This is a genomic window from Phreatobacter sp. (genome assembly GCF_030691135.1).
Classification (GTDB): Bacteria; Pseudomonadota; Alphaproteobacteria; order Rhizobiales; family Phreatobacteraceae; genus Phreatobacter.
On record NZ_JAUYFA010000011.1, the window covers coordinates 39709 to 64590 of the forward strand.

General features: G+C 66.7%; 26 protein-coding genes and 1 tRNA gene. 12 read left to right on the forward strand and 15 right to left on the reverse strand.

Annotation, left to right across the window (positions count from 1 at the left end; all coding sequences use genetic code 11):
* Positions 1-189: 189 nt before the first annotated feature.
* Both Q8O26_RS01475 and Q8O26_RS01480 read left to right on the forward strand, forming a co-directional pair.
* Complete coding sequence (locus tag Q8O26_RS01475) at positions 190-1035, forward strand: SDR family oxidoreductase (protein WP_305572773.1); 846 nt, start codon at positions 190-192, stop codon at positions 1033-1035.
* Complete coding sequence (locus Q8O26_RS01480; protein WP_305572775.1) at positions 995-1612, forward strand: TetR/AcrR family transcriptional regulator; 618 nt, start codon at positions 995-997, stop codon at positions 1610-1612. Before Q8O26_RS01475 ends, Q8O26_RS01480 begins: the two co-directional genes overlap by 41 nt.
* 54 nt (positions 1613-1666) lie before the next feature.
* On the opposite strand, the gene Q8O26_RS01485 is transcribed toward Q8O26_RS01480, so the two are convergent.
* A complete protein-coding gene (locus Q8O26_RS01485; protein WP_305572777.1) occupies positions 1667-2494 on the reverse strand; it encodes a phosphogluconate dehydrogenase C-terminal domain-containing protein in 828 nt (275 codons plus the stop codon).
* Between the two features lie 123 nt (positions 2495-2617).
* On the opposite strand from Q8O26_RS01485, the gene Q8O26_RS01490 reads away from it, so the two are divergent.
* The 4 genes from Q8O26_RS01490 to Q8O26_RS01505 all read left to right on the forward strand — a co-directional run bounded on the left by Q8O26_RS01490 (position 2618) and on the right by Q8O26_RS01505 (position 6532).
* Positions 2618-3880, forward strand: coding sequence for a ribulose-bisphosphate carboxylase large subunit family protein (locus tag Q8O26_RS01490; RefSeq protein ID WP_305572779.1), 1263 nt, complete (start codon positions 2618-2620; stop codon positions 3878-3880).
* Positions 3877-5247, forward strand: coding sequence for a four-carbon acid sugar kinase family protein (locus Q8O26_RS01495; RefSeq protein WP_305572781.1), 1371 nt, complete (start codon positions 3877-3879; stop codon positions 5245-5247). Before Q8O26_RS01490 ends, Q8O26_RS01495 begins: the two co-directional genes overlap by 4 nt.
* The gene (gene nanR / locus Q8O26_RS01500) at positions 5237-5983 is read left to right on the forward strand and encodes a transcriptional regulator NanR (RefSeq protein ID WP_305572783.1); all 747 of its coding nucleotides are present in this window, start codon (positions 5237-5239) and stop codon (positions 5981-5983) included. Before Q8O26_RS01495 ends, nanR begins: the two co-directional genes overlap by 11 nt.
* Before the next feature lie 189 nt (positions 5984-6172).
* Positions 6173-6532, forward strand: a complete 360-nt coding sequence (locus Q8O26_RS01505) for a hypothetical protein (RefSeq protein WP_305572785.1) — start codon at positions 6173-6175, stop codon at positions 6530-6532.
* A gap of 86 nt (positions 6533-6618) precedes the next feature.
* Here the strand turns inward: Q8O26_RS01505 and Q8O26_RS01510 are convergent.
* Positions 6619-6703 (reverse strand) — tRNA-Tyr (locus tag Q8O26_RS01510).
* A 134-nt stretch (positions 6704-6837) separates the two neighbouring features.
* Here Q8O26_RS01510 and rlmB point away from each other — a divergent pair.
* Positions 6838-7671 (forward strand): 23S rRNA (guanosine(2251)-2'-O)-methyltransferase RlmB, encoded by an 834-nt coding sequence (gene rlmB / locus Q8O26_RS01515; protein ID WP_305572787.1) that lies wholly within the window; start codon positions 6838-6840, stop codon positions 7669-7671.
* Here rlmB and Q8O26_RS01520 read toward each other — a convergent pair whose 3' ends face one another.
* The 6 genes from Q8O26_RS01520 to Q8O26_RS01545 all read right to left on the reverse strand — a co-directional run bounded on the left by Q8O26_RS01520 (position 7672) and on the right by Q8O26_RS01545 (position 11971).
* Positions 7672-8142: a hypothetical protein gene (locus Q8O26_RS01520; protein ID WP_305572789.1), complete on the reverse strand. Its 471-nt coding sequence runs from the start codon at positions 8140-8142 to the stop codon at positions 7672-7674.
* A gap of 123 nt (positions 8143-8265) precedes the next feature.
* The gene (locus Q8O26_RS01525) at positions 8266-8637 is read right to left on the reverse strand and encodes a hypothetical protein (protein WP_305572791.1); all 372 of its coding nucleotides are present in this window, start codon (positions 8635-8637) and stop codon (positions 8266-8268) included.
* A gap of 151 nt (positions 8638-8788) precedes the next feature.
* Positions 8789-9160 carry a hypothetical protein gene (locus tag Q8O26_RS01530; RefSeq protein WP_305572793.1) on the reverse strand — a complete coding sequence of 124 codons (372 nt, stop codon included), beginning with the start codon at positions 9158-9160 and terminating at the stop codon, positions 8789-8791.
* Positions 9161-9165: 5 nt separating this feature from the next.
* Positions 9166-9477, reverse strand: a complete 312-nt coding sequence (locus Q8O26_RS01535) for a hypothetical protein (RefSeq protein ID WP_305572795.1) — start codon at positions 9475-9477, stop codon at positions 9166-9168.
* Between the two features lie 135 nt (positions 9478-9612).
* Positions 9613-11667: a sodium:solute symporter family protein gene (locus Q8O26_RS01540; protein ID WP_305572797.1), complete on the reverse strand. Its 2055-nt coding sequence runs from the start codon at positions 11665-11667 to the stop codon at positions 9613-9615.
* A gap of 16 nt (positions 11668-11683) precedes the next feature.
* The gene (locus Q8O26_RS01545) at positions 11684-11971 is read right to left on the reverse strand and encodes a DUF4212 domain-containing protein (protein ID WP_305572799.1); all 288 of its coding nucleotides are present in this window, start codon (positions 11969-11971) and stop codon (positions 11684-11686) included.
* Between the two features lie 497 nt (positions 11972-12468).
* Here Q8O26_RS01545 and Q8O26_RS01550 point away from each other — a divergent pair, with 497 nt between their 5' ends.
* Positions 12469-13086: a hypothetical protein gene (locus Q8O26_RS01550; protein WP_305572801.1), complete on the forward strand. Its 618-nt coding sequence runs from the start codon at positions 12469-12471 to the stop codon at positions 13084-13086.
* 189 nt (positions 13087-13275) lie between these two features.
* Here the strand turns inward: Q8O26_RS01550 and Q8O26_RS01555 are convergent, their stop codons facing one another.
* The gene (locus tag Q8O26_RS01555; protein ID WP_305572802.1) at positions 13276-14952 is read right to left on the reverse strand and encodes an MFS transporter; all 1677 of its coding nucleotides are present in this window, start codon (positions 14950-14952) and stop codon (positions 13276-13278) included.
* A 444-nt stretch (positions 14953-15396) separates the two neighbouring features.
* Between Q8O26_RS01555 and Q8O26_RS01560 the strand changes: the two genes are divergently transcribed.
* Both Q8O26_RS01560 and Q8O26_RS01565 read left to right on the forward strand, forming a co-directional pair.
* The gene (locus Q8O26_RS01560; RefSeq protein ID WP_305572805.1) at positions 15397-16215 is read left to right on the forward strand and encodes a CoA transferase subunit A; all 819 of its coding nucleotides are present in this window, start codon (positions 15397-15399) and stop codon (positions 16213-16215) included.
* Entirely contained in the window at positions 16212-16982 is a 771-nt protein-coding gene (locus Q8O26_RS01565; RefSeq protein WP_305572807.1) for a CoA transferase, read from the forward strand. The genes Q8O26_RS01560 and Q8O26_RS01565 overlap by 4 nt, the downstream gene beginning before the upstream one ends.
* 4 nt (positions 16983-16986) lie before the next feature.
* Here Q8O26_RS01565 and Q8O26_RS01570 read toward each other — a convergent pair whose 3' ends face one another.
* Complete coding sequence (locus Q8O26_RS01570; protein WP_305572808.1) at positions 16987-18186, reverse strand: CaiB/BaiF CoA-transferase family protein; 1200 nt, start codon at positions 18184-18186, stop codon at positions 16987-16989.
* 14 nt (positions 18187-18200) lie between these two features.
* Complete coding sequence (locus tag Q8O26_RS01575) at positions 18201-18686, reverse strand: MaoC/PaaZ C-terminal domain-containing protein (RefSeq protein ID WP_305572810.1); 486 nt, start codon at positions 18684-18686, stop codon at positions 18201-18203.
* A gap of 104 nt (positions 18687-18790) precedes the next feature.
* On the opposite strand from Q8O26_RS01575, the gene Q8O26_RS01580 reads away from it, so the two are divergent.
* Positions 18791-19507, forward strand: coding sequence for an enoyl-CoA hydratase/isomerase family protein (locus Q8O26_RS01580; protein ID WP_305572811.1), 717 nt, complete (start codon positions 18791-18793; stop codon positions 19505-19507).
* A 34-nt stretch (positions 19508-19541) separates the two neighbouring features.
* Here Q8O26_RS01580 and Q8O26_RS01585 read toward each other — a convergent pair whose 3' ends face one another.
* From Q8O26_RS01585 to Q8O26_RS01595, 3 genes are read right to left on the reverse strand one after another with little or no spacing between them, the layout of a single operon-like run.
* Positions 19542-20519, reverse strand: a complete 978-nt coding sequence (locus Q8O26_RS01585; protein ID WP_305572813.1) for a tripartite tricarboxylate transporter substrate binding protein — start codon at positions 20517-20519, stop codon at positions 19542-19544.
* Complete coding sequence (locus tag Q8O26_RS01590; protein WP_305572815.1) at positions 20512-22125, reverse strand: class I adenylate-forming enzyme family protein; 1614 nt, start codon at positions 22123-22125, stop codon at positions 20512-20514. The genes Q8O26_RS01585 and Q8O26_RS01590 overlap by 8 nt, the downstream gene beginning before the upstream one ends.
* Positions 22122-23261 (reverse strand): acyl-CoA dehydrogenase family protein, encoded by a 1140-nt coding sequence (locus tag Q8O26_RS01595; RefSeq protein ID WP_305572817.1) that lies wholly within the window; start codon positions 23259-23261, stop codon positions 22122-22124. The genes Q8O26_RS01590 and Q8O26_RS01595 overlap by 4 nt, the downstream gene beginning before the upstream one ends.
* A 147-nt stretch (positions 23262-23408) precedes the next feature.
* Between Q8O26_RS01595 and Q8O26_RS01600 the strand changes: the two genes are divergently transcribed.
* The gene (locus Q8O26_RS01600) at positions 23409-24140 is read left to right on the forward strand and encodes an IclR family transcriptional regulator (protein ID WP_305572819.1); all 732 of its coding nucleotides are present in this window, start codon (positions 23409-23411) and stop codon (positions 24138-24140) included.
* Between the two features lie 46 nt (positions 24141-24186).
* On the opposite strand, the gene Q8O26_RS01605 is transcribed toward Q8O26_RS01600, so the two are convergent.
* Positions 24187-24816, reverse strand: coding sequence for a hypothetical protein (locus Q8O26_RS01605; protein ID WP_305572820.1), 630 nt, complete (start codon positions 24814-24816; stop codon positions 24187-24189).
* Between the last annotated feature and the right edge of the window lie 66 nt (positions 24817-24882).

Consider the following 24882-nt stretch of genomic DNA (forward strand, 5'->3'; position numbering starts at 1 on the left):
GAGAAACGCGTGAGCCTTGGGTTGCCGGAGCCCCGGGCGTTGCCGGGCCAAAGCGCCGAGGCCCAATGGCGATGTTCCCTTTAGCCAGGACGACGATGACCGGCGGCATGAAGGCGCTCGAGTTGACGTTGTCTACTTTTTATGGAATCGAAGTAGACAATGTCAACTGCCTGCAAGGGAGTCTGCCCCATGGCCACGTCGAACACCGCAAGCACACAATGGCGGGATCGCTATGGGCCATGGGCCGTCGTCACCGGTGCCTCCGACGGAATTGGACTCGAAATCGCCCGGGATCTGGCAGCGCGTGGTTTGAAACTGGTCCTAGTGGCGCGGCGCGCCGCGGTGCTGGAGCAGATCGCCGACGTTATCGAGCGCACGAACTCGGTGGAGACGCGCGTGATCGCAGCCGATCTCGGCAAATCAGACGACGTCGAGCGTGTGCTCCGCGAGTGCCAGGACCTCGATGTCGGACTGCTCGTCGCCAGCGCGGGGTTCGGAACGACCGGCAACTTTCTCGCAACCGATATACGCGACGAGGTCGACATGGTCGACGTCAATTGCCGCGCGGTGCTCGCCATGTCGAAGCACTTTTCCGCCCGCTTTGCGGCACGCAAAAAGGGCGGCTTGATTCTGTTCGGGTCGATCGTCGGATACCAGGGCGTCGGCAATGCCGCAAACTACGCGGCGACCAAAGCCTACGTTCAGACGCTCGCCGAAGGCCTGGCCGTCGACCTCGCACCGTCCGGGATCGACGTCTTGTCGTGTGCCCCCGGTCCGGTCGAGACTGGTTTTGCGGTGCGCTCCAACCTGTCGTCCGCCCAATCAGCCGATCCGAGGGCTGTCGCGCGCGAGACGGTCGCCGCCCTCGGGCGCATGACGACCGTCAAGCCGGGGATCATGTCCAAAATTCTGATAAACTCATTGGCGTTCTTGCCGCGTCGTGCGCGAACCAAGATCTTGAGCGGCATCATGGCCAGCAGAACGAAGCATCACCATGGCAGCGAAGCCCAAAGAACGCCCCAGCAACCTGCGTGAAGCCTGCATCGCCGAGGCGTTGCGGGTCATCGAGGACGCCGGCCTGGATGCATTGAGCCTGCGGGAAGTCGCGCGGCGCCTCGGTGTGTCGCATCAAGCGCCGTACAAACACTTCCCGAGCCGCGATCACATTCTGGCAGAGATTCTGACCCGCAGTTTCGACGAGTTCGCCGCCTTCCTGGACCAGCGACCAGCAGGCGCCGCACCACCGGACGATCTCAGAGGCATGGGCCAGCAGTACATGACCTATGCGCGCCTTCACCCGGTCAAGTACCGCCTGATGTTCAACACGCCGATGCCCGACCCCGACGCGCACCCGGAGATGATGAGGAACGCTCAGCGCGCCTTTGCGCTGCTGCGGGATCGACTTACCGTGATGAAACTGCGCCCCGTCGGTGGCCCCCACCGGGCGAACGCCAGTTTCGACGCCATGTTCGTCTGGTCGACGCTCCACGGTCTGGCGAGCATCCTGCAGTCGGACACCCTGCGGACCCTGCAGATGTCCGACCGCGACCTGCAGCAAGCGATTTCGCGATGTTTCGCGCGCCTGAGCCTTGCCCTCGACCCGGTGGACTGAGGCGCGGTGGAGCTTGACGTGGCCGGAGAGGTGACTGGCCCTCCCGGGCTGTTGTCAGGTGATGCGCCTGACGCTGGCGACGATCTCTTCGGGCTCGAACAGCCGCTTCCAGTCCGGCTTCAGGATCGTGTCCTTGCCGAAGACGATGGCCTTGTTGCAGGCGTCCGAGAAGACGCCGTCGATCTCGCGGAAGGTCACGGCGGCGAGGATGTTCATGTGGCCGAGCAGGAAGTCGCGCGCCGCCTCGCGCGGCACGCCGCGGCGGATGGCCTCTTCCATCGCCTCCCGCATGGCATCGAGCAGGGTGGCGCAGACGGTCTCCGACAGGCCAGGCTCGAGGATGGCCATCTGCTCGACGGTGACCCGATGTGAACGCATCACCGGCGCCCAGATCGCCCGCGCGACCTCTTCGCCCAGCGCATAATGCGTCTCCGGCCCCTGCATCAGCGCGCTGACGATGTGCTGCTTGGCGGCCACACCGCCGAAATGGTCGGCCTTCGCCGCCGGATCGGTCTCGTCATTGAAGATCGGCGGATGGCAGGGATGGGTGATGAAATAGGTGATGTCCGCGCGCTCCGGCAGGTGGCCGGCATGGGGCGAAGCGGCGTCGAGAATGATGACGATCGTGCCCGGGGCGAGTTTCGGCACGAGCGTCGCGGCGACGCTGCCGATGGCGGTGTCCGGCACGGCAAGGACGACCACGGGCGCGCCGTCGATGGCGGCATCCGCCTCCAGGCAGGCGATGCCATAGGCGTCGCGGAAGCGGTCCCGCCCTGCGGGACTGACCTCGACCGGCCGGGTCTCGAAGCGCGAGGCCATCAGGTTGCGGCCGATCCGCATCCCCATTTTTCCGCCCGCCCCGAACAATGCGACTGCCGTCATCGACCGAACTCCCAGCCTGCCCACCATGGGCTGGACTCGTTCCATGCCGAGGCCGTGATTGTCAATCTGGTATGATGACCTTATGAGTCATCGATCCTTCTCTCGCGAACAGGAACGGCGGACGTGGACACGGACCAGCGCATCGAGGCGGATTACTGGCTCGAAACATCGGGCGACCCGCGGCGGACGGCCGAAATCATGGCGGGCGAACAGTCCAGCGGCACCTTTGTCGCCGTGCCGGGCGAGACGCCGGAACTCACCGCAAGGGCCGCCGCTCGTATCGAGGCGCTGGAGTTGCTCGACATCGCGACTACTCCGTCCCTGCCCTCCGCCCGGGAGAGCGCGGCCGGATCGGGCCGCTATGCCCGGGCGCGGGTGACGCTGTCCTGGCCACTGGCGACCCTCGGGCCCTCGCTGCCGAACCTGACGGCCACGGTGGCCGGGAATCTCTACGAGCTGGCCCCTGTCACTGGCCTGCGCCTGCTCGACATCCGGCTGCCTCCAGCCTTCGCCGCCGCCTATCGCGGACCGCAGTTCGGGGTCGCCGGCACACGCCGCCTCGCGGGCGTCGACCAAGGCCCGCTGATCGGCACCATCGTCAAGCCGAGCGTCGGCTTCGGGCCGGCCGAGACGGCCGATCTGGTTGCGACACTGGCCGGCGCCGGCATCGATTTTATCAAGGACGACGAGTTGCAGTCCGACGGTCCGCTGTGCCCCTTCGAGGCCCGCGTCGACGCGGTCATGGCGGTCCTCGACGCCGAGGCGCAGCGCCTCGGCCGGAAGGTGATGTATGCCTTCAACCTCACCGGCGACCTCGACCAGATGCGCCGCCGGCACGATCATGTGCTGGCACGTGGCGGCACCTGCGTCATGGCGAGCGTCAACGCGGTCGGCCTCGTCGGCATGATCGAACTCGGCCGCCATTCACAATTGCCGATCCATGCCCACCGCAACGGCTGGGGCTACCTGTCGCGGTCGCCCGGACTCGGCTGGGACTACCGCGCCTGGCACAAGCTCTGGCGCCTGGCGGGAGCCGACCACATGCATGTGAATGGCCTGGCCAACAAGTTCAGCGAGAGCGACGAGAGCGTCATCGCCTCGGCCCGCGCCTGCGGGGAACCGCTCTTCGCCGAGCGGCCCGACGCCATCATGCCGGTTTTCTCGTCCGGGCAGACGGTCCGGCAGGCGCCGGGAACCTTCGCGGCGCTCGGCACCACCGATCTCATCTTCGCCGCGGGCGGCGGCATCATCGCCCATCCGGATGGCCCCGCCGCCGGTGTCGGCGCGCTGCGCGAGGCCTGGGAGGCGGCGGTTGCCGGCGAGGACCTCGACGTCGCCGCGCGGTCCCGGCCGGCGCTCGCCGCGGCGCTCCGGTACTTCGCATGAGCCCGTTGCCCCCGGGACCGCTGGTCGCCTTCTACGGGGATGATTTTACCGGATCGTCCGCGGTGATGGAGGTGATGGCCTTTGCCGGCCTCAGCGCGGTCATGTTCCTCAGCCCGCCGACGCCGGCGCGCCTCGCCGCCTTCGCCGACCGGCGCTGCATCGGGATCGCCGGGATCGCCCGCTCCCGCCCGCCGGACTGGATGGACGAACACCTACCGCCGCTCTACGCGGCGCTCGGCCGGATCGGCGCGCCCCTGGTCCACTACAAGGTGTGCTCGACCTTCGACTCGTCGCCGCAGATCGGGTCCATCGGCCGGGCGATCGATCTCGGCGCCCAGGCCTTCCCGGCACGCTGGATTCCGCTCGTCGTCGGCGCACCGGCGCTGGAGCGCTACCAGGTCTTCGGCCAGCTCTTCGCCGGCCTTAACGGCACGGCCCATCGCCTCGATCGCCATCCGGTCATGGCCCGTCATCCCGTGACACCGATGGACGAGGCCGATCTCATCCGCCATCTCGGGCGGCAGACCGGCCGCCGTATGGGCCTGATCGACTTTCCGTCCATCAAGCGCGGCGACGGCGACCGCAAGCGCCGGGCGCTGGCGGGAGATGACGCGCCGGTCATCGCCATCGACGTGCTCGACGACGAGACACTCGCGGCGGCGGGGGCGCTGATCTGGCAGGCCCGGTCCGAAGGCCGTTTCGTCGCCGGATCGCAGGGCGTCGAATATGCGCTCGTGGCGCATTGGCGCGAAGCCGGGCTGATCCCGTGCGACGCCCCGGTTCCGACGACGGCCCCAGCCGAGCGAATCGCCGTGGTCTCCGGGTCCTGCTCCCCCGTCACGGCCGGGCAGATCGCCCATGCCGAGGAGAACGGTTTCGCGTCGCTGCGGCTCGATGTCACCCAGGCGGTCGATGATGTGACATGGGACCGCGAGATCGGGCGGGTGCTGGAACAGGCCAAGTCCATCGCCGCGGCCGCGTCGCCGCTCATCTACACGGCGCGCGGGCCCGACGATCCGGCAATCGCCGCCCTGGCCGAGGCGTGCCGCAGCGCCGGCGCCGATCCCGCCCGCGTCAATGACCGGATCGGCGCCGGGCTCGGTCGGGTTCTGGAAGCCATGATCGCAGATGGCGGCCTGACCCGCGCGGCGATCGCCGGCGGCGATACGTCCGGACATGCCGCCCTGGCCCTCGGCATTGACGCGCTCGAAGCCATCGCCCCGCTGGCCGCCGGTTCGCCGCTGTGCCGGGCCCATGCCACCCGGCCGGGCCGCGACGGTCTCGAACTCGCCCTCAAGGGCGGCCAGATGGGTACGCCGGATTTCTTCAGCGCGGTTCGCGCCGGGAGACGTCTTGATGCCGCCTGAACCCCGCTCCCCGAGCCCGCCCCTGTCCCCCGAACCGATCCAGCGCCGCAAGCTCTTCCACGAGGTGATGGACCGCCTGCTGGCGAGGATCCGCGCCGGCGAGTTCGCGCCGGGATCGCAGTTGCCCTCGGAGCGCGAGTTGATGGACGCCTATGGGGTGGGACGGCCCGCCATCCGCGAGGCCTTCCAGCAGCTCGAGCGGTCGGGGATCGTCACGATCAGCCATGGCGAGCGCGCCCGGGTCGTGCTGCCGACACCCGCCGCCATGATGCACACCATCACCGATGCGGCGCGCTATCTGCTCGATGTCGAGCCACAGACGCTCGATCACCTCAAGGAAGCGCGGGCCTTCCTGGAGACGGGCCTGGCCCGCCTCGCGGCAGAACGGGCCGAGCCGGCCGGTCTCGCCCTGCTCCAGGCCCGCCTCGACGAGCAGCGGCAGGCGGGACTGGAGGACTTCCTGCGTTGCGACATCGCCTTCCATCGCCAGATCGCGGCCATGGCCGGCAACCCGATCTTCCCGGCCGTGGTCGAGGGGCTGCTGGCATGGCTCGGCGATCACTATACGGCGCTCGTCCGGGCGCCCGGCGTGGAGAACGTCACGCTGCAGGAGCACCAGTGCATCCTCGAGGCCATCGCCGCGCGGGACCCCGGGCGGGCGGCGACCGCGATGTCCGATCACCTCTACCGCGCCAGCGCCCTGTACCGTCACGGCTCCGCGGACAGGCGGGCCTAGACCTCGCTGGATGGGCTGCCGGCGTCCTCCGGATGGTCGCGGACTGCGGCGTCGGCGACGATATCGTCGCGACCACAGGTAGCGGATGGATCGAGACGGCGCCATGATGGCTTCTGCCGTGCCCGACCGCCGGCACCATGCCGGATGGCCGTCGCGGCGCCCGGTCGCGATGAACAAGGGGGACCTGCGGTGAAGAAGACCATCCTGATGGTCGTCGTCACAAACATCCTGATCATCGTCATCGCGGCGGTGTTCAGCCTGCTCTGGGATTTGATCGGCGCAGTCGTCGGCTATCGCAATTCGTGGTTTGTCGCGCCGATCGCCTGCTTCACCGCTTTCCTGATCGCCGGCCGGGTGGTCGGCGGCGCCGACCCCGATGGTGCCCTGCGCGCGCAACTGGCCGTGATCTGCCTGTTCTGCACCAGCGTCTTGCTGGCATCCCTGGTGGTCCACAATCTCGGCATTCCGGCATGGCGCGTCATGCTGACACTTGCCCTGGCCAGCGTCGCCACTTGGGCGGGCCATGCCGTGCTGGTCCGCACACGCTGAAGGGATGTGGTCGAGGTTGCGTTCCGATAGGATGGGAAGGCCCCGCGACCGCCGCAGAGGCGCCATGCCGGGTGCTTCGGGTGGGATGGTGGGGGAAGCAGGACTCGAACCTGCGAAGGCGTAGCCAGCGGATTTACAGTCCGCCCCCTTTGCCGCTCGGGACATTCCCCCGTCCCAGTCCCGTGCAGCCGTGGCCGCAGGGCGTGGCGGGCTTGATAGGGACGCCCCCCCTCCCTGTCAACCGGCAAAGCTTCATCGCGGCGCGAACCCATTGCGAAGGACCGCGCCACATGGGATGAGGGCGCATGACGACATCCCCTCCCAAGGGCCCGAAGAAGCCCTTCCGCCCCTTCTCCAAGCCCGGCAAACCGTTCAAGGGCCGCGGCGGCCGCGTGCTGCGCGAGCCTGCTCCGGAATTCGCTACCGGCACCGTCCTGCTCTACGGCTGGCACACCGTGTCGGAGGCGCTGCGCAACAAGGACCGCCGGATCAGGCTGCTGCTCGCCACCGAGAACGGCGCCAAGCGGCTCGACGAGGAGGGAATCGCCCACGAGGCGACCATCGTCCCGGTGCGTGACATCGACAGGCGCCTGGCGGCCACCCCGGATGCGGTGCATCAAGGGCTCTTCGCCGAGGCCGATGCGCTCGATCCGCCCTATCTCGAGACGATGCCGGCGGAGGGCGTGCTGCTGCTCCTCGACCAGATCACCGATCCGCACAATGTCGGCGCCATCGTCCGCTCGGCCGCCGCCTTCGGCGTGAAGGCCATCGTCACCACCAACCGCCACTCGCCGGAGGCCACCGGCGTTCTCGCCAAGAGCGCCTCGGGCGGTCTCGAACATGTGCCCTTCGTCACGGTGCAGAACCTCTCCCGCGCCATGACCGACCTCCGGAAGCGCGGCTTCCAGGTCATCGGCCTCGACAGCGAGGGCGAGACGGATCTCGACGCCGTCACGCTGCGCGAGCCCGTGGCACTCGTGCTCGGGGCCGAGGGCAAGGGCCTGCGGCAGCTGACACGCGATACCTGCGACACGCTGGCGCGCATCGACATGCCGGGCGCCATCAAGAGCCTCAACGTCTCGAACGCGGCGGCGCTGTCGCTCTATGCGGTGACGACGCGCCTCGGCCTCAGGCGCTGATCAGGGACGCGGCGAGCGCTGGCGCGGCTGCTGCAGAGCCGGACCGTCGAGGGTGATCACCCGGGCCTCGGAACCACTGGGATAGTAGGGCTGCCGCCGCTCCATGGCGGGGCGTGCGGGTGCGCCGGTCACGGCATAGGCGCCCGACCTCTGCCGGCCCGGGCGGACCGGCTGCACATGCGGCGGATGGGTGTAGATCGGCGGCTGATACATCGGCAGGGACTGCCGGTAATCGACGACGGGCGCGCGCTCACGCCAGACGCCGGCGCGGGCCCGGCGCACCGGACAGCCGGCACAGTCGTAGAGATGGCGGGTGACGATGTCGCCGCCCCTGCCCCGCTCGTCGGTGATGATGATGGTCCGCGTCTGGCCATAGGCCGACCCCGGAGCGAGAGCGAGCGCCAACGGCGCGGCGAGCAGGGCCAGCAGAACCAGGCGCCCCCCGGCCGATCGGCAAGACACCTGCGTCATTGTTAAGCGCTCCGCAACCATGCTCCCAGGATAGACGGCGCCGGCCGGCAGGGGAACGTCGGTGCCGGCGTCTGCCACCGTCATTTGCGGACATGATGAACAGCAACGACGCGGCTTGCCAGGTCAGCGACCGGCCAGGCCGGCGACCACCGCCCCGCACAGCAGGACGACGGCCAGCAAGGCGGCCGTACGGGCGAAGTGATAGAAGGCCTCGGCGCGCGCATGGGCGATGGCGGTCTGGGCGAAGGCGCGGGCGGGCCGGTGCTGCTCTTCGAGAAGAAGCCAGACTTCGGTATCGCGGAACGGGCGCTGGGGTGCGCGTCTCGCCTTGAGGACGAGAATCAGAGCGGCGATGAGAAAACAGGTCCCCCCGATCCTGAGCGACAGCGAGGGCTGGTACACGAAGCCGATCATCAGCGTCACGATACCGAGGGCGACAAAGCCGCATCCGCGTATCGTCGAGATATAGGCGGCCTGGCGGACTTCCGGCGACATGTGCAGAACCCGGGCGACGTGGCGACTTGTCGCATGACGATAACAGATGCGGCAGCGGAGAGGAGGCGGTGCCCCCCTCGCTCACGCGCTGTTGAACATCCCGCGCCTCGCAGCGGGCGCGCGAACCGTCACCCCACCGCAGGCCGTCGCATCACAGGGCGTTGAGGGCGCGCAGCACGGCCGGAACGGAAATGACCGAGAGGACGGAGACCCAGATCCAGAGTGACATCGTGTTGGTGGGTCCACGGTGGACGAACCGCTCGTAGAGCGCAGCCGGCACACCGGCGATCATGATCGCCATGGTGGAGGTGATCAGGCTGGCGAACAGCATGATGAAGGGTGCCGAGACCGGCAGGAACGTCGACGGGTACCAGAACTGGTGCACCAGGAACACGAAACCGGTGACGGGCGAGAAGATGCCGTTGAGCATCCCCAGCCCGAGGATTCCGAACAGGTAAGGTTCTGCGAGGACCACTTCAGGTCCGGCTTCACCCGGCGGCGGATTGCTTGTCTGCTTGGCCATCGCGCTCACCCGCCCAACCGAGGGGCAAGGCCCCATCGCGCCATTTCGAAGAACAGCAGCACACGAATGGCCAGCAGCCAGAGGACTGCAAAGAGGATGACCACCGGAGCGGGAACCGCCGCCGGCGTGATGGCGCTGACCGGCCGGACGGCGAGGTCCGAGGTCCAGACGAATCCGCGCCAGATGTAATTGTCCCAGGTCGCGGGGACGAACAGTCCGAGGAGGAACCGCCCGAGGCAGGCGTACATGATCACCGCCAGCACGTAATTCGGGACGTGATAGTACCAGTGCTGAAAAAACGACGAGGCGGCGTCCAAGCGGAGTCTCCGGGGTTTCGACCGAGGGCGCGAGCGCCTCTCAATCAGAATGCCGTGCGGCGGGCAAGTCATACCACGCCGCGAATGGAAACGGGGGCCCGCGGGCCCCCGTCCCTCTTGTCGATGATGCGTCAATCAGTGGCTGATTGCGCCGGATTCCTTCTCCTGCATCACGACGCCACCCCTCGGACGGCGGATCTCGTCGATGAAGTTCTGCATCTCCTGCGAGGGTTCCTTGGTGAACTTTGACACCACGATGATCACCAGGAAGCCGAGCGGCAACCCGAAGACACCCGACGAGATGCCGCGAACGCCCCACCAGTTGGCGACAACCTGCGCCGTCCGGTCGAGAACAGCCCAGTTGGCTGGCGTCGCCGCCGCCGCATAGGCCGCCTTGGCCGCCTCATAGGCCTGCAACTGCGCGGTGGTCGCGATCGAGAGACCCTTCCAGGTCTCGTAGAAGGCGGGCGCGAAGTAGCGGGTGGCAGCGAGGTAGTAGAGGGTGATGCCGAAGCCGGCGAGCAGGCCCCAGATCGCGCCCTGCGTCGTCGCCTTCTTCCACCAGACGCCGAGGATCAGCGCGGGGAAGAAGCCTGCGGCCGCCAGCGAGAAGGCCCAGGCGACCATGGCGACGATGTCGGCTGGTCGGAACGAGGCGACATAGGCTGCCGCGATGGCCACCACGATGAGCAGCACGCGGGCGACCACCAGGCGCTTCTCGGTCGAGGCGTTCTGGTCGATCATCTTGTAGTAGACGTCATGCGACAGGGCGTTCGCCATGGCGAGCAGCAGACCGTCGGCGGTCGAGAGCGCCGCCGCCAGGCCACCGGCAGCCACCAGGCCGGCGATGACATAGGGCAGGCCCGCGATCTCGGGAGTCGAGATCACGATGGCGTCCGCCTGGATGCCGAAGTGCCGGAGCTGGATCACCGGGTTGAACGAGGCGACGTCCCCGGTGTGCTGCATCACGCGGGCGCAGGCCGTGCGGACCGCCTCCAGCGTGGTGGCGTCGACACCGCAGATCTGGATGAGACCCACGCGACCGTAGGAGCGGATCCAGCTGAGGTTGTCGGCCGTGAACAGTGCCGTCAGGTTCTGGCCGACGACGTTGTTGTACACCTCCATCTTGGCGAAGGCGGCATAGGCCGGCGCCGTGAAATACAGGATGAAGATGAACAGCAGCGACCAGCCGACCGACTTGCGGGCTTCACGCACCGAGGGGGTGGTGAAGAAGCGCATGAGGACGTGCGGCAGCGACGCCGTGCCGACCATGAGGCAGAGGATCAGGCCGAAATAGTTGACATATTCGACCCAGAGGGCGGCGCCGGAGAGCGCCGGGTTGCCGAAGGTGGGGTTGATGTAGCCGACCGCCGGAACGACCACGTCGCCCGCGGCGCGGAGCAGGGCTTCCTTTGCGGCGATCTGCGAGAGAACGTCGCCATAGGTCAGCTGCGGGATCGGGATGCCGTATTTCTGCGCCGACAGGATCACCACCGGGATGAGGTAGGCGATGATCAGCACGATGTACTGGGCGACCTGCGTCCAGGTCACCGCACGCATGCCACCGAGCATCGAGCATGCGAGGATGCCGACGAGGCCGACATAGACGGCGACGACGTAGTCCATGTTCAGGAGTCGGGCACCGATCAGGCCGGTGCCGACGATCTGCGCCACCACATAGGTGAACGAGCAGCTCATGAGCACCATGATCGCCAGGCCGCGCGCGAACTTGCCGCCATAACGGAAGGCGAAGAAGTCCGGGATCGTATAGGCGCCGAACTTGCGGAGGAACGGCGCGATCAGCGTCGCCACCAGCACGAAACCGCCGGTCCAGCCGAGAATGAAGGCGAGACCGTTATAGCCGAGCAGGTAGAGCGAGCCCGCCATGCCGATGAACGAGGCGGCAGACATCCAGTCGGCGGCCGTGGCCATGCCGTTATACATGGCCGGAACCTTGCGGCCGGCAACGTAATATTCGGACACTTCGGCGGTGCGGGTGATGATGCCGATCGCCGCATAGACGCCGATCGTCAAGGCCACGAAAGCGTAGCCGATCCAGGCCGGCGGCAAGCCCAACTGCTCCAGAACTCCGAGTACAACCACGAAGCCAAGGAATGAAAGCGTATAAATCTTGTAGATGCGGCCCAGATTCGAGACGAAATCGCCGCCACCAGTTGCTTGAGTCGTCATATGTGATCCCCCCGGTTCAGTCTTCGTCGACGCCGAAATCGCGATCGATCTGTTCCTGCTTGTTGCAGAACCAGAAGATCAGGACGACGAAGACGATCAGCGATCCCTGCGCAGCCATGTAGTAGCCAAGCGGGAACTTGAGGATCGGAATGGAAATGCCATTCAAGGCCGGCGCGAAAAAGTGAATGAAGAACGAGAAAAATGCCCAGATGCCGACGGCCGTGAACGTCAGTTTCTGAGTGGCTTTCCAATAGCCCGCATCATCCGGCTTTTGCACCCTGTCGTCCGGTTTGTTTTGAGACATCGCGTAACCTCCCTTTGCCCCTTGGCGAAATCGGCCGGCGCGTCGCGCCCGACCCCCCCGCCGGCCCTTGCTCGAGCGCCGCGCTTCGTTGATGAGCGCAACGCGTTTTTGATGCCAATTCTCTGGTTTGCCGGCTCATCCGAGACGCCATCAAACGAGGGCAGGACAAACCGGTTGAACAGACACTTTATGCTGCAGTGCAATCGCTGCAATGCAACACAATACTTGGCTTTTACCGTCGCAACGCTAAAGAGACACCTCCACGCTACAATTCTACCATAGTCTAATGACCATGCGACCAATCGCAGCAACCCCTGTCGGTCGACCTGGAAAGCACTTGAAAAACGGGCGCGACCACAGCAGGGCGGACAGAAGTGCCACTCCGCTACGGTATGGATGTCGCGCGGGACTGGCCGTCGCGGGCGAAACAGGCCCCTCACCGATTTGCCGGAAACTCCCGGCTGGTGTTATGTCCACCGACAATTTTGGAGTGACGCATGGGCCTGCTCGACACCATTATGGGCCGCAAGAAGGTCGTCTCCACCTGGAATCAGGTCGATGACTTCGTGGCAGACCACGCCGCCTTCGTCGTGAACCGCTCGATGTATGAATACAGCCGGGCGCGGTCGGGCATCCTCGCCGAGAAGCTGTTTCGCGAGAAGTCGTTCAAGGAAGCCATGGACCACGGGCGCTGGAAGGCCTTTCCCCTCGGCGTCGCGAATATCGTCGAGCTCGTCGATGGCCATCTGCGCGTCGCAGCCCAGGGGCGGGAGCCGGTGCTCCTTGAGACGCTCGTCGCGAGCGGGCAGCGCGTTTTGCGGCGCCATCCCAATCCGCCCGGCATCTCGGCGGAATGGTGGGCGGAAGCCGCACAGGACATGGAGAACCGCGTCAGGCTGGCGGCGATGGCCGCGCCGAAGCCGGCCCAGGACATTCCAAAATCGACCTTCGACGAGATGTTCGCACTCGTCCCGATCCATCCCGACCTGATGAAGCTCGACCACGAAGTGGTGCTCAACCATGTCCGGGGCATGATGGTCAATATCGCCGCGACCCTGGCCGATGCCATCGATCCGCGCGCGCTCGTCGCGGCGCTGCCGTCCGCGAAGGCCTGACATCGGCCGGGTCCTGAGCGCTTCACCCGATTCGCGATCGGGTCATGTGCGGCGGTGCTCCCCGACCAGGCCGGGAGCGAGAAACGCGATCCCATGATCGGCCGGATGCGGCCTTTGGCTGCCGCACAATAGGCGACGGCGCCAGAGTGACCTCTGGCGCCGCCGGTTGTCGGCAGGAACGTGCGCGTCCTACTTGTTGTCGTAGGTGAAGATGTCGCGATCCTTGGTTTCCGGCAGGAACACCAGTCCGATGACGAAGGTCATCAGCGCGATCACGATCGGGTACCAGAGGCCGTAGTAGATGTCGCCGGTGGCGGCCACCATGGCGAAGGAGGTGGCCGGCAGCAGGCCGCCGAACCAGCCGTTGCCGATATGGTACGGCAGCGACATGGCGGTGTAGCGGATGCGGGTCGGGAAAAGTTCGACCAGCGCGGCGGCGATCGGGCCGTAGACCATCGTCACGTAGATGACGAGGATCGTCAGGATGCCGATGATCCACAGGGCCGTGCCGCTGAAGAGCGCGGAGAAGAAGCCGTTGACCTTGATGATTTCGGCATTGCCGGCGGCCGGGTAGCCCGCCGTCTGGGTGGCGGTCGCGAGGTTGCGGGCAAAGGCCGCGTCGATCGGGATCGCCGTGCCGTTGACGGTCAGCGTCGCCCCCGAGCCAGCGGGTCCGCTCACCGTGTCATACTTGATCGCCTGGTTGGCGAGGGCAACACGGGACACGTCGCAGGGTGCCGTGAAGACACGCGTCCCCACCGGGTTGAACACGTTGCCACAGCCGGCCGGATCAGCGGTCAGCACCACCTTGACCTGCTCGTGGGCGCGGTGGAGGGCCGGATTGGCGGCCTTCGTCAGGGCCCCGAACAGCGGGAAGAAGGTCGCCGCGGCGATGAGGCAGCCGGCCAGAATGATCGGCTTGCGGCCGATCCGGTCCGACAGGGCACCGAAGACGATGAAGAAGCCGGTGCCGAGGACGAGCGACCAGGCGATCAGCACGTTCGCAGTGAAGAGGTCGACCTTGAGGATATTCTGCAGGAAGAACAGGGCGTAGAACTGGCCGGTGTACCAGACCACGGCCTGGCCGGCGGTGAGGCCGAAAAGGGCGAGCAGGCCGATCTTGGCGTTCTTCCACTCGCCGAAGGCCTCGGAGAGCGGCGCCTTCGAGCCGGTGCCCTCTTCCTTCATCTTCTGGAAGGCCGGGCTCTCGTTCATCTGCAGGCGGATCCAGACGGAGATGCCGAGCAGGAAGACCGAGAGCAGGAACGGGATGCGCCAGCCCCAGGCCGCGAAAGCCGCCTCGCCGAGATACATGCGGATGGTCAGGATGACCACGAGGGAGAGGAGAAGGCCGACGGTCGCCGTCGTCTGGATCCAGGAGGTGTAGAAACCACGCCGACCGACAGGCGCATGTTCGGCGACATAGACGGCGGCGCCACCATATTCACCGCCGAGGGCGAGGCCCTGAAGCATGCGCAGCATGATCAGGATCACCGGAGCGGCCCAGCCGATCGTCTCGTAGGACGGCAGCAGGCCGACCAGGAAGGTCGACACGCCCATGATCACAATCGTGACCAGAAATGTGTATTTACGCCCGACCATGTCGCCAAGGCGACCGAAGACCAGAGCGCCGAAGGGGCGAACAAGAAAACCCGCGGCAAAGGCCAGAAGCGCGAAAATGGCACGGGTATTGGCGTCGAATGGTGCGAAGAATTGGGCGCCGATCATTACGGCAAGTGAGCCGTAGAGATAGAAATCGTACCACTCGAAGATGGTTCCCAGCGACGAGGCCAGGATGACCTTGCGCTCTTCCTTCGTCATGGGGCGCGGCGTAACCGGCGGCGCGACGGCGGTGGCCATCGTCATGGGCTGTTCCTTCCTGATGGTGCGAGCATGTTGGCGGAGTAACCGCGCCGATGCATTGTCTTCGTTTGGTGGGGTGCGGCAACACGTCACCGTTCGTTTGGTGAAGTGCGGCAACACGCCACAGGCATAGGGCTAGACCCGCCTGCCGTGATTGTCGCTTGGACATTGGTCGATGCGACCTTGGTCGATAAGCAATTGGGCTTACGACGCATGGATCCGGCGCGGTAATTGTAGGCAAAACATTAGATAATGTGGCATTTTCGACATGGTTTTCTGATCGGCCGTAACAGCGATCGCCCAATGACTTACATATTACTACGTATGCCTGGGCGGGCTGATGGGGCCGTCCGGAACCACCCGAGCGATCAGGTTGTCACCGTGCGGCCGGTGAGCCGATAGTGCGTCCGGGAGCCGCCCTGGCGCGGTTCGAGGGAGGACGCCGCGATGCAGACCCACACGCTGGACGATCTGGCCCGGATGGTGCCGGACGGCGCCAAACTGGCCCTGCCGGTCGACTATGCCGGCGTCTCCATGGTGATGACGCGACCCCTGATCGCCCGCGGCCTGACCGGGCTCCACGTCGTCTGCCTGCCGACGGGGGGGATGCAGCCGGACATGTTGATCGGCGCCGGCTGTGTCGCGACGATCGAGACCAGCGCCATGACGCTCGGCGAAGCGGGCGGCGCCCCTTGTTTCTCCCGCGCCGTGCGCGAAGGCTCGATCCGGGTGATGGACGCCACCTGCCCCGCGGTTCACGCGGGCTTCCTGGCGGCCCAGAAGGGCGTGCCCTTCGCCACCCTGCGCGGCATGATCGGCACCGACGTCCTCGCCAACCGGCCGGACTGGAAGGTGATCCAGAACCCCTTCTCCCAGGACCCCGACCCGATCGTCGCCATTCCCGCGATCCGCCCGGACGTGACGATCTTTCACTGCCCGATGGCCGACCGCGACGGCAATGTCTGGATCGGTCGCCGGCGGGAACTGGCGAGCCTCGCCTATGCCTCCGAGCGCACGCTGGTCACCGTCGAGCGCATCGTCGACACGAGCCTGCTGGCCGACGAGGTCATGGCCGCCGGCGTGCTGCCGGCGCTCTATGTCGAGGCGGTGGCGGTGGCACCGCGCGGCGCGGCACCCATCGGCCTGTGGGGCGAATATCCCGCCGACATGGCCGAGATCGGCCGCTATGCCCGCGAGGCGCGCACGCCGGAGGGCTTCCGTGCCTGGCTCGACGGCGCCGACCGCGCGCTCGAGGCCGTGTCGTGAGCGCCGTGCTGCCACGGGAGCGGCTGATCGTCACCATCGCGCGGCTGCTCGAGGGCGTGCGCCACGTGGCGGTGGGCGCCTCCTCGCCCATTCCGGCGGCGGGCGCCATGCTGCTCCGGGCGCTCGCCGAGAGACAGGGCAAGCCGCGGGTGCGCATCTCCATTCTCGGCTCGCGTGAGCACAACTTCTTCACCAACGGCTCGGCGGAGCTCTTCGACTGCGCCGGCCAGGGCCGCATCGACGCCTTCTTCCTCGGTGGCGGCCAGATCGACGGCGAAGCCAACATCAACCTCGTCGGCACAGGTGACTATCCGCAGACGCCGGTGCGCTGGCCGGGCTCTTTCGGCTCGAGCTATCTCTATTTCGTCGTGCCGCGTGTCATCCTCTTCCGCGAGGAACACACGCCGCGCGTCTTCGTCGAGAAGGTCGACTTCGTCTCGGCGCCCGGGACCAGCCCCGAGGGGGTGTACAGGCCCGGCGGGCCCCATACCCTGCTGACGGGCCTCGGCGTGTTCTCCTTCGACAAGGCGCGCAAGCGCTTTCGGCTGGAGAGCGTCCATCCCTGCCATACGCTCGCGGAGATCACGGCGGCGACGGGTTTTGCCTTCGACCATGACGCCGACGTCGCGCAGACGGCCGACCCCGATGCGGAGACGCTCGCCCTGCTGCGCGGCCGGGTGCTGACCGAGCTCGGCGAGACCTATCCGGAATTCGCCCGGCAGATCAACGTCGACATCGCCGGCCTCGACCTCAAGTGGGCGGGCTGAGGGATCAGCTTTCGGCCTGCACGGCGCCGGCTGCGATCAGGGCGTCGATCTCGGCCGGCGCCAGACCCGCCTCGCCGAGCAGGTCGCGGGTATGCTCGCCGAGCCGCGGCGCCGGGCGGTGCGGCACCGGCTGGGTCGCGGACCAGGTGCTCGCCGGCTGGATCTTGCGGATCGCCCCTTCACTCGGATGGTCGACCACCGGCATGAAGCCGACGGCGTTCAGGTGCGGGTCCTGCATGATCGATTCGAAGTCGTGCAGCGGCACGAAGGGGATGTCGGCCGTTTCCAGCAGCGCCATCCATTCGGCCGTGGTGCGCCCGGCGAAGGCAGCGGAGACCTCGGCATAGAGCGCATCGATATGTTCGGTCCGTGTCTTGATCGATGACAGGCGCGGGTCGGCATCGTAATCGGCGGCCCGTCCGGTCGCCGTGTAGAAGCTCCGCCACTGCTTGTCGTTGTAGACGAGGGCGCAGATATAGCCGTCCTTCGTGCGGTAGGGCCGGCGCTCGGGCGACAGGAGGCGCTGGTAGCCGCCCTCCCCCAGTGGCGGCTCGAAAGTGAGGCCACCGAGATGGTCGGCGAGCGTCAGGCCCACCATGGTCTCGAACATCGGCACGTCGACCCGCTGGCCCTCGCCGGTCTTCTGCCGGTGGTAGAGCGCGGCATTGACAGCACCGACGGCGGCGAGGCCGACGATGCGGTCAGCGATGGCGGAGGGCACGTAGCGGGGCGTCCCGTCGCCGGCGCGGGCAATGAGATAGGGCAGCAGCGCCGCGCCCTGGATCAGGTCGTCATAGGCCGGACGGGCGGCATAGGGCCCGTCCTGGCCGTAGCCGAACATCCCGGCATAGATGATGTCCGGCCTGACGGCGCGGACGTCCTCGTAGCCGAGCCCGAGCCGGGCCATGGCCTGGGGGCGGATGTTGTAGGCGAGGACGTCAGTGCTCTCGCAGAGCTTCAGCAGGGCCCGCCGTCCGCCAGCGCTCTTCAGGTCGATGACGATGGACCGCTTGGAGCCGTTGGCGTTGAGGAAGAGCGCGCCCATGCCGTGGTGGCGCGCCGGGCCGATATAGCGGACCGGGTCGCCGCCGGGCGCCTCGACCTTGATGACGTCGGCGCCCATCTCGGCGAGAACCTGGGTCGCCGACGGGCCCATCATGACGGTCGTCAGGTCGAGGATGCGGATGCCCGCCAGCGGTCCCACGGCGCGGTCCCCGCTCAGGTCTTCGGCGAGTAGTCGCGACCCTTGACCAGGCGCGTCGGGCTGTAGGTCATCACCGTCTCGCCGCGCTGGTTGACGACGCGATTGACCGTCTTGACGATGCCGCGGCCAGGCTTGCGGGTGGCGCGGGACTCGACCACCTCGCATTCGACATGGATCGTGTCGCCGGCGAAGGTCGGGCCCTCGACGTTAAGATCCATGCCGAGGAAGGACAGGCCGACGCCCTGGACCACCGACTGCATCAGCAGGCCCTCGGCGAAGCAATAGACCAGCGCGCCAGGGCAGAGGCGCTTGCCGGGGAAGAGCGACTCTTCCTCCAGATATTCGAGGTTGGTGAACAGCACCTCGACCATGCCGGTGACGCCGACGAACAGCGTGATGTCCGTTTCAGTGACCGTCCGCCCGATGGTGCGGAACTTCATGCCGACCGGCGTGTCTTCCCAGCGCAGCCCGAGGCCTACCGTCTTCATCTCGTCCGCCATCGTCTTCTCCCGATCTTTCCCGGCTGTCGCCGAGGTGCTAGTTCACAGTCCAAAATTCGTCAATACGATTAACTTTATCGTATTTGTGATAATAAAGGCCCGTCATGCCCGCCCTCATCAACATCACCCGCGAGGGTCCGACTGCGATCCTCACTTTCGACCGGCCGGATGCCCTCAATGCGTGGAATGCCGAGATGCGGGCGGAGATCGTCGCAAAGCTCGCCACCCTCGACGCCGATCCGGACGTCAGGGTGGTCATCGTCACGGGTGCGGGACTGCGCGCCTTCGGTGCCGGCCAGGACCGCGACGAGCCGGCCCCCGCGGATGCCGAGATCGAGGCCTGGGTCGCCGGCTGGGGCCGGTTCTTCGGGGCGTTCCGGGCCCTTTCCAAGCCCACCATCGCGGCGCTGAACGGCGTCGCCGCAGGCTCCGCCTTCCAGGTGGCGCTGCTCTGCGACTTCCGCATCGGCCATGCCGGCGTGCGCATGGGCCAGCCCGAGATCCGGGCGGGGATCGCGTCGAGTTCGGGTCCCTGGATCATATCCTCTGCCCTCGGCCTTGCCGTCGCGACCGACCTCTGCCTCACCGGCCGGATGATGGAGGCGGCGGAGTGCCGGCGCCTCGGCCTGTTCAACCGCGAAGCCGAACCCGACCAGGTGGTGGCGGAGGCGCTTCGCCTCGCCGCCGACCTCGCCGGACTGTCGCCGCTGGCGTTGGCGCTGACACGCCGCCGGCTCAAGCAGTTCGACGAAGCGGATTTCGCCGAGACGCTGGCGCTCTGGCCGGGAATGTTCAGGCAGATCCGCGACCGGCAGACCTGAGGCGGTCCGCCGGCCAGCAGCCTGTGCCGCAGCATCAGCCGATGGTGATGCCGTTGTCCTTCACCACTTTGTCCCAGCGGGCGATCTCGGCAAGGATGTACTGGCCATAGGCATCGGGGGTGCTGCCGAGCGGCGTCGTCTGCTGGTCGGCGAGACGCGCCAGGAATTCGGGGTTCTGCAGCGCCTTCATCATGGCGCCGTTGACCTTCATCACCACGTCGCGCGGCGTGCCGGCCGGACCAACGATGCCCTGCCAGGCGCCGATCTCGAGATCCTGCAGGCCGAGCTCGGTGAGGGTCGGGATGTTGGGCAGCGCCTCCAGACGCTTGGCGCTGGTGACGGCGAGCGGCTTGAGGCGTCCGTCCTTGATGAAGGGCAGCGAGGAATTGATCGTGTCGGTCATGAAGTGGACGCGGCCGCCTGCGAGATCGACGAGAGCCGGCGCGCTGCCGCGATAGGGCACGTGCGTGACCTTGGCGCCGATCCGGCCGAGCAGCAGCGCCGAGCCCAGATGGGTGATCGAGCCGTTGCCGGTGGAGGCATAGGAGAGCTTGTCGGCATTGGCCTTCACGTAGTCGATGAACTCCTTGACGTTGTTCACCGGCATCTGCGGATGGACCTCGAGCACCATCGGCACGGTCGCGGTCAGCCCGATCGGCACGAAGGCCTTCACGTCGTAGTTGAGGCGCGGATAGAGCGCCGGGCTGATGGCGATCGCCGACGTGTTGTAGAACAGGTTGTAGCCGTCCGGCGCCGACGTCGCGATTTCCTGCGCCGCGATGTTGCTGTTGGCGCCGCCGCGGTTCTCGATGACGATCGACTGGCCGAGATGCTCGGCCATGTACTGGGCGAGCTGACGCGCAACGATGTCGGTCGGGCCGCCGGCCGCGAAGCCGACGACCATGCGGACCGGACGGGTCGGATAGCCGGCCTGGGCGCGGGCGACGGCGGGTGCTGCGAGCGACAGGCCGAGGGCCGTCGTCCCGAAGGCGAAGCTGCGACGATCAATCATGAGTTTCCTCCCGTTGGATTTCTGGATGGGACGCTGCAGTGGCGGGTGACCCGTCGTCTGCCGTGCCGGATGCCGCACCAGGCGAGGGCGGCAGGACCCGCCGAGCGGCGGACGCCATGTCGTGCACGCGGGCGTCGACATAGGCGATCTTGTGGCGCTGGACCTTCTCGGTCTCGGTCTTGGGGACCGTGACGGCGAACTCGACATAGCGCGGCATCATGAAGGACGGCACGCGGCCGTCGAGAAAGGCCAGCACGTCAGCCGGCGCCAGCGTCGCGGTCTCGGGCACGACGAGCACCTTGATCTCCTGGCCGAGGATCGGATCCTCGATCCCGACGACGGCGCAGTCGGCGACGCCCGGCATCTTGCGCAGCACCGTCTCCACCTCGACGGGCGAGACCATCTCGCCACCGCGGCGGATCAGTTCCTTGATGCGGCCGTGGAAGTGGAGAAAGCCCTCGGCATCGATATGGCCACGGTCGCCGGTATGGAACCAGAGATTGCGGCAGGCTTCCGCCATCTTGTCGGGCTGGCGCCAGTAGCCGGAAAGGATGACGCCGGGGACGCGCGGCCGCACCGCGATCTCGCCCTGTTCGCCGGCGGCGCATTCGCGGTCGTCGGCGTCGAGGATGCGGACGTCCATGTCCGGGCGCAGGCGGCCACAGGAGCCGATGCAGTTCGCGCCCTCGGTGTTGACCGAGACGAAGCCGCCGATCTCGGTCATGCCGTAGAGCTCGCGCACCGCCACGCCGAAGCGCTGCTCGACCTCGCGCCAGACCTTTTCCGGGGCGCCGCCGCCGGTGCAGAAGCGCAGGGCATGGTCGCGGTCCTCGCCATGGCGCGCCGCCAGGATCGACAGGATCGTGCCGACATAGGTGAAGCAGGTGGCGCGGAAGCGACGGGCGTCGGCGAAGAAGGACGAGGCGGAGAATTTCTCACGCAGGATCAGGACATAGCCGACCTTCAGGGCCGACATCACCGCATACATCTGCGGATTGGCGTGGAACAGCGGCAGGACCACCATACAACGGTCCTCGGGGCGAAAGCCGAGGGCCGCGACGATCTCGGCGCCGGCGGCCAGATAGGCGGCATGGCTGTTGACGACGCCCTTGGGCAGGCCCGTCGTGCCAGACGTGTACATCATGGTGGCGGGTGCGAGCGGCGGCAGGCTGACCGGCACGAGGGCGGATCCCGGCCTGTCCGCCATGAGCGCGGCATCGTCGGTGAGTGCCATGAGCGGAATGCCGAGAAAGACGTCCTGCCCCGCGGCCCCCTTGGCGGCGAGAAAAGCGCGGTCCGCGACGACAAGTTTCGCCTCCGACTGCCCCACGACATAGGCCAGACCCTCGCCGACCAGCTGGGTGTTGATCGTGACCGCCACCGCCCCGACGAGATTGATGCCGAACCAGGCGACGAGGAAGCCGGCGCTGTTGCCGGCGATCAGCGCGACGTGGTCGCCGGGCGCGATGCCGCGGGCCTGCAGTGCCGCGCCGAAGTGGCGGGCGGCCGTATCCATATCGCCGAAGGACCAGTCGCCCGCGTCCGTGACCACGAAGGTACGGTCAGGGTGAGTTGCAGCGTTTCGGGCGAGGAGGTCGGTGATCATGGGGCAGCGAGGAAACGGGTCAGATATTTGCCGATGGTGTTCTTGAGGATTTCCGCCGAGCCGCCGGCGATCTCATAGGCCTTGGCGTCGCGCAGGAACCGGCCGAAGGGCGCGTTCTCCATGACGCCATAGGCGCCGCAGACCTGCACCGCGAGGGAGGCGACATCGGTGGCGACCTTGGCCGCCTTGAGCTTGGCGGCGCTGGCATAGCGGTCCTGGTCGACGCCGGAGTCGAGCGCCTCGGCGGCGCGGTAGACGAGCAGGCGCGCCGCCTCGATCTCCGCCAGCATGTCGGCGAAGTACCACTGGATCCCCTGGAACTCGATGACGCGCTGGTCGAAGGCCTTGCGCTTGCCGACGAAGGCGAGCGCCGCGTCGAAGGCGGCCCGGGCGATGCCGACGCTGATGGCGCCAGCAAGGGTACGGGAATAGTTGAGCGTGCCGACGGCCTGGCGGACGCCCTTGCCCTCGACGCCGATCAGGGCGTGATCGGGCAGCCGCACCCGGTCGAGCACCAGATTGACATGCGGGCCGTTGCGCAGACCGAAGGTTGCCGAATTGGTGCCGATATAGGACGACAGGCCGTCGAGCCCCGCCGGCACGGCGAAGGTCGAGACACCGACCGGCGTCTCGGCGAGGATGATGAAGAACTCGGCGGCCGAGCCGGAGGTGATGAAGGACTTCTCACCGGTCAGCAGCCAGCCCTCGCCGTCGCGCACCGCCTTGGTGTCGAGGCTGCGGATGTCGCTGCCGTGGTTGGCCTCGGTCAGCGCATAGGAGGACAGGAGCCCCTGGCCGAAACGCGGCAACCAGGCCTGTTTCAGCGTCTCGTTGCCGAAGATACGGATGATGGTCTGGGCCTGGAAGATGGTGATCAGCGAGATGCCGACGGCGGCGCTGGCATAGGACACCTCCTCGAAAACCGCGGCCGCATGGCCATAAGTGAGGCCGGTGCCGCCATGCTCCACCGGCAGGGCGACGGCATTGTAACCGGCTTTCGCCATGGCCTTGAGAATGTCGCGCGGATAGACGTCGCGGCGGTCGATGTCGTCAGCGTGAGGGACGATCTCCCGGCGTGCGAAATCGCGGATCCCCGCCACGTAATCCGCGTCGATACAGGCCGGCCAGAGGTCCATCCGTTCGCATTTCCCCGATTTTTCTTGTTGCGGGCAAACTGGCAGGATCAGAAATATTCGTCAATTTGATTTTGTTCATCACATATGCGATCTAACAGCCGAGAGGTGCACATGCCGAGGCCGCGCAGAGCATTCGACACCGGAGGCGTGAAATCCGCGACGCGGGTGCTGGCGCTGTTCGAGCTCTTCGATCGGCTGGAGCGGCCGGCCAGCGTCACCGAGATCGCCCGCGAGCTCGCCATCCCGCAATCGAGCACGTCGATGCTGGTCAACGGCCTCATCGACCTCGGCTATCTCACCGCCCTGCCCGACCGGCGCGTCCAGCCGACGCCGCGTGTCTCGATGCTCGGCCGCTGGGTTGACGGGCGCATCACCGACGGCCGGGTGACGCGGCTGATGCGGGAACTGGGCGAGGAAACGGGCGAGACCATCCTGCTCGGCATCGCCAGCGACATCCACGTCGTCTACATCGCCGTCATCCCGGCGACGCGGGCCATGCGCCTGCATATTCCCGCCGGAACGCGCCGCCCGATCGCCGCGTCCGGCATGGGCCTGATGCTGCTGTCGGCGATGGACGAGGACGAGATCACCCGCCGCATCGCCCGCGCCGATCTCGCCCGCGAGCCCGGCGCCGCCCCGGTCGATCTTGCGGCGACGCTGGCCGAGATCCGCGCCATCCGGACGAAGGGCCATGCCCTCTCGGCGAGCCGCATCGTGCCGGGTGCAGGCATCGTCTGCAGGCTGCTGCCGACCGCCGACCAGTCGCAACCCATGGCCATCGGCATCGGTGGCCAGGCCTTCGAGGTGGTGGAGAAGGAAGCGGCCTTCGCAGCGCTGCTGCGGGGGAAGATTGCCCGCCATTTCGGCGCAGGCGGCTGAAGAAGAATGATGCCGGCGGATTACGCAAGTATTTCTCAGTTGGCCGTTACAATTTGCCAGCCCGCCGCGCCGCCACGAGTTCCTTGACCGACGAACCTGCGATCCGGTGAAGCGGATAGCGCGCGGCGCCCGGAACGTAGCTACCCATTACATAGACCCCTTTGAATTGAGCGATAGGCAGCTCGCCTATGTTGCGGTTCCAAAGGTCCAAGTCGTTTGGCGCCAGCCAAGGCTCGTCCGTGTAAATCAATAGAACGTCGAATGATTGCCTTTGGCTGCGATACCGATCCCCCTTCTGATTGACGAGCTTTCGGATGGCAGCAACGTATCTTTCCTCACTCCATTGCTGGTCAAGCCACGCCTTCGCTGGGTCCTTTGCGCTTAGATCCTGTGCGTTTCGAAACGTCTTGAGATCTATCAACTCGACGAGCTCGACTGACAACGCCTCCCCTTCGCAATTCACGAAAAAGTCTGGCGGATCTGGACCGGCATCCAGGCTTTTGATGGTCAAAGCTTCCATTGCCGCCAATGCTTCACAGAATATCTCCGCGAAAATCCACTCAACGGCCGCTTTCTCAGTTTGGGTGAGGCGTGCCGTCATGCTGATATGGCCGCGCCGTCCAGCCACGTCAGCAAAGCGCTTACAGAATTCAGCCCAGTGGCGATCGTCACTCATTTCCCGACCGTCGCCGTTTCCCAGCCCAAAGAAAACCAATCATCCGGGAGCAACCCGGCGCTCACG

What these genes read in the sequence shown, in the direction of transcription:
- Q8O26_RS01475 (WP_305572773.1), top strand. Translation starts at nt 190, where the DNA reads ATGGCCACGTCGAACACCGCAAGCACACAATGGCGGGATCGCTATGGG.
- Q8O26_RS01480 (WP_305572775.1), top strand. Translation starts at nt 995, where the DNA reads ATGGCAGCGAAGCCCAAAGAACGCCCCAGCAACCTGCGTGAAGCCTGC.
- Q8O26_RS01485 (WP_305572777.1), bottom strand. Translation starts at nt 2,494, where the DNA reads ATGACGGCAGTCGCATTGTTCGGGGCGGGCGGAAAAATGGGGATGCGG.
- Q8O26_RS01495 (WP_305572781.1), top strand. Translation starts at nt 3,877, where the DNA reads ATGAGCCCGTTGCCCCCGGGACCGCTGGTCGCCTTCTACGGGGATGAT.
- nanR (WP_305572783.1), top strand. Translation starts at nt 5,237, where the DNA reads ATGCCGCCTGAACCCCGCTCCCCGAGCCCGCCCCTGTCCCCCGAACCG.
- rlmB (WP_305572787.1), top strand. Translation starts at nt 6,838, where the DNA reads ATGACGACATCCCCTCCCAAGGGCCCGAAGAAGCCCTTCCGCCCCTTC.
- Q8O26_RS01520 (WP_305572789.1), bottom strand. Translation starts at nt 8,142, where the DNA reads ATGACGCAGGTGTCTTGCCGATCGGCCGGGGGGCGCCTGGTTCTGCTG.
- Q8O26_RS01525 (WP_305572791.1), bottom strand. Translation starts at nt 8,637, where the DNA reads ATGTCGCCGGAAGTCCGCCAGGCCGCCTATATCTCGACGATACGCGGA.
- Q8O26_RS01530 (WP_305572793.1), bottom strand. Translation starts at nt 9,160, where the DNA reads ATGGCCAAGCAGACAAGCAATCCGCCGCCGGGTGAAGCCGGACCTGAA.
- Q8O26_RS01540 (WP_305572797.1), bottom strand. Translation starts at nt 11,667, where the DNA reads ATGACGACTCAAGCAACTGGTGGCGGCGATTTCGTCTCGAATCTGGGC.
- Q8O26_RS01545 (WP_305572799.1), bottom strand. Translation starts at nt 11,971, where the DNA reads ATGTCTCAAAACAAACCGGACGACAGGGTGCAAAAGCCGGATGATGCG.
- Q8O26_RS01550 (WP_305572801.1), top strand. Translation starts at nt 12,469, where the DNA reads ATGGGCCTGCTCGACACCATTATGGGCCGCAAGAAGGTCGTCTCCACC.
- Q8O26_RS01555 (WP_305572802.1), bottom strand. Translation starts at nt 14,952, where the DNA reads ATGACGATGGCCACCGCCGTCGCGCCGCCGGTTACGCCGCGCCCCATG.
- Q8O26_RS01560 (WP_305572805.1), top strand. Translation starts at nt 15,397, where the DNA reads ATGCAGACCCACACGCTGGACGATCTGGCCCGGATGGTGCCGGACGGC.
- Q8O26_RS01575 (WP_305572810.1), bottom strand. Translation starts at nt 18,686, where the DNA reads ATGGCGGACGAGATGAAGACGGTAGGCCTCGGGCTGCGCTGGGAAGAC.
- Q8O26_RS01580 (WP_305572811.1), top strand. Translation starts at nt 18,791, where the DNA reads ATGCCCGCCCTCATCAACATCACCCGCGAGGGTCCGACTGCGATCCTC.
- Q8O26_RS01585 (WP_305572813.1), bottom strand. Translation starts at nt 20,519, where the DNA reads ATGATTGATCGTCGCAGCTTCGCCTTCGGGACGACGGCCCTCGGCCTG.
- Q8O26_RS01590 (WP_305572815.1), bottom strand. Translation starts at nt 22,125, where the DNA reads ATGATCACCGACCTCCTCGCCCGAAACGCTGCAACTCACCCTGACCGT.
- Q8O26_RS01595 (WP_305572817.1), bottom strand. Translation starts at nt 23,261, where the DNA reads ATGGACCTCTGGCCGGCCTGTATCGACGCGGATTACGTGGCGGGGATC.
- Q8O26_RS01605 (WP_305572820.1), bottom strand. Translation starts at nt 24,816, where the DNA reads ATGAGTGACGATCGCCACTGGGCTGAATTCTGTAAGCGCTTTGCTGAC.